Consider the following 2511-nt stretch of genomic DNA (forward strand, 5'->3'; position numbering starts at 1 on the left):
GATCGCAGGTGCGCTCGACGTCGAACCGCTGCCGACGCTGATCCGTCGTGGCTGTGCCTGCTCGGCGACCGGGATCCGCAGGGTGAGGACCCCGTCGGAGTAGTCGGCCTCGATGCCGTCGGCGTCGAGACCGTCTCCGAGCGTGACCTGGCGGCGGAAGGTTCCGCTCCGTCGCTCGGCGAGGTACATCTGGTCGCCCTCGCGGCGCTGCCACGAACGCTCGCCGGTGACCGTGAGGACGTTGCGCTCGACCGAGACGTCGAGGCTGTCCGCGGCCACACCGGGAAGGTCGAGATGGACCCAGACGTCGCTGTCGCGGCGGTACGCGTCCATCGGCATGGCGGACGTGGTCGGGTTCGACGAGCGGCCTGCGAACTGATCGAACAGAGCGTCGAACTCACGGAAGGGACTGTTCATGACGAGCATCGTGTGACTCCTTGGATGATTCGGTGACGGATGATTCGGTCGGTGTGGTTCCTCGCCGGCCGAGAAGCTACATCCCGACCGGCGAAGAACATGATAATCAACGACTCAGGATTATGACAACCCTTCACTCATGTTTTTTGCGAGCTCGCCACCATGCACGTTGGTGTCAGGCACCAACGTGCATTGTCAGCTGCAGCAGGCGGGCGTCGCCAGGATCTCGTTCTCGAGTTGTTCGGCATCGCCGGTCTTGACGTACCACTCCCACTTGGCTCCCTCGGGGGAGGTCACCCAGGTCTCGGTCTTCTCGGCGAAGCAGCAGACGGTGTCGTCGACGCCGGTCGTCTCGAGGCCGGTGTCGCTGAGGCGGGTTTCGGCCGCGACGACCTCGCCGGCCTGCTCGGTCTCGACCCCGAGATGGTTGAGGTGGAGGAACTCGTCACCGGAGGCGGCGTCGGCGTTCTCGAAGAGGACGAGCTTCAGCGGCGGATCGGCGATCGCGAAGTTCGCGTAGCCGGGCCGGACCTTTGCCGGGGAGGCGTCGAACATCTTCGAGTAGAACTCGATCGCGGTGTCGAGGTCGGTGACGTTGAGTGCAAGTTGAAGGCGCATGCCCGCATCGTACCTGTCATATCGATGAACGTCAATATGACGGCGAATGATTCAGCGAGCGCGCAGTTCCAGTCGGTCGCGCTGGACGATCTTGTAGGTGCGATCCTGCTGCTCGAGCCACCCGAGCCGGATGAAGCTGGCGATCGCCTTGTTGACGCGCTCGCGGGATGCGCCGACCATTCCGGCGAGCTCCTCCTGGGTCACCGGGAGCGTGAACTGATCCTCGCCGTCGGCGAGTTCGAGCAGCCGCTTGGCCGTCCGCCCGGTCACGTCGAGGAACACCGAGTCCGCCAGCGCCTCGTCGGTGACGCGGATCCGCTGCGCGAGCATGCGGGTCACGTTCCACAGCAGCTTCGGATGCTCGTCGAACATCGTGAGCACGGGCTCGAATGGGATCTCGAGCACGGTGGTCGGCTCGAGTGCACGGGCCATCGCGGAGCGGGGGCCGTCGTCCAGCATTCCCATCTCACCGAACAGGTCGTCGGGTTCCATCAGCGCCACGACGCTCTCGCGGCGATCGATCGGGTTGGCGATCGCGATCGCCATGCGTCCACGGAGCACGAGATACAACGCGTTCGGCGGATCACCTTCGTTGAACAGGACGTCGCCACGGATCAGGTGGCGTTCGTGACCTGCGGCGGCCACGTTCCGGAGTGCTTCGGGATGCGCATCGGCGAAGAAGTCGGTGCGGGAGAGGATCTCTTCGTGGGCCATGACGTGCGTCACGGTACTACCCTCACGCAGCGTGAGTCGCGCCCAAAGCCCAGGTGGGCAAACTTCGGCGTCCGGGGTCGATTCCGAGGCGCCACGAGCGACGAGTCATGCGACGGTGTGGACCATCGTCGTCGGCGGGGGAAGCGGGCGTCGATTCGGGCGCGCCAAGCAGTACGAGCTGCTGGATTCGCGCCGCGTGATCGACGTGTCGCGCGAGATCGCGGCAGCGAGCACCGACGGAGTGGTCATCGTGGTGCCACCGGCTGACGTGGAGCGTGAGGGCGGAGTCGCCGGGGGTGAGACGCGGAGTGAGTCGGTCCGCGCCGGCCTCGCCGTCGTGCCCGACGATGCCGACGTGATCTGTGTCCACGACGCGGCGCGCCCGCTGGCGTCGCGAGGTGTGTACGACCGCGTCATCGCCGCCGTACTGGCCGGTGCGGACGCGGCGATTCCGGCCGTGGCCGTGACGGACACGATCAAGGTCATCGATCGATCCGTCGCAGATGATGACGACATTCTCGGGTCGGTCGTCGAGACGCCCGACCGATCCCGACTCGTCGCCGTCCAGACCCCTCAGGCGTTCCGCGCCGAACGACTGCGAGACGCCCACGGATCGGGATCCGACGCCACCGACGACGCCGCGCTGGTCGAGGCCGCTGGAGGTCGAGTCGTCGTCGTCCGCGGCGACGTGGCCAATCGGAAGATCACCGAACCCGACGACCTCGAATGGGCGCGCCGCCACATCGCACGGGAGCAGGACCG

At 66.3% G+C, this 2511-nt stretch carries 4 protein-coding genes; 1 reads left to right on the forward strand and 3 read right to left on the reverse strand.

Annotation, left to right across the window (positions count from 1 at the left end):
* The 3 genes from WBV89_RS14155 to WBV89_RS14165 all read right to left on the reverse strand — a co-directional run.
* The coding region (locus tag WBV89_RS14155) for an Hsp20/alpha crystallin family protein (RefSeq protein WP_423982001.1) at nucleotides 1-426 on the reverse strand (426 nt) is incomplete at its 3' end.
* Between the two features lie 186 nt (nucleotides 427-612).
* Nucleotides 613-1035: an ArsI/CadI family heavy metal resistance metalloenzyme gene (locus WBV89_RS14160; protein ID WP_423982002.1), complete on the reverse strand. Its 423-nt coding sequence runs from the start codon at nucleotides 1033-1035 to the stop codon at nucleotides 613-615.
* A gap of 51 nt (nucleotides 1036-1086) precedes the next feature.
* Complete coding sequence (locus WBV89_RS14165) at nucleotides 1087-1761, reverse strand: Crp/Fnr family transcriptional regulator (protein ID WP_423982003.1); 675 nt, start codon at nucleotides 1759-1761, stop codon at nucleotides 1087-1089.
* 103 nt (nucleotides 1762-1864) lie between these two features.
* Between WBV89_RS14165 and WBV89_RS14170 the strand changes: the two genes are divergently transcribed.
* Nucleotides 1865-2511, forward strand: a 647-nt coding sequence (locus tag WBV89_RS14170; protein WP_423982004.1) for an IspD/TarI family cytidylyltransferase, incomplete at its 3' end; no start/stop codon positions are given.

It is taken from the genome of Ilumatobacter sp. (genome assembly GCF_049588435.1).
Lineage (GTDB): Bacteria > Actinomycetota > Acidimicrobiia > Acidimicrobiales > Ilumatobacteraceae > Ilumatobacter_A.

Bases quoted from the DNA above. Each gene is read 5' to 3' on its own strand.
- WBV89_RS14160 (WP_423982002.1), bottom strand. From the start codon at position 1,035: ATGCGCCTTCAACTTGCACTCAACGTCACCGACCTCGACACCGCGATC.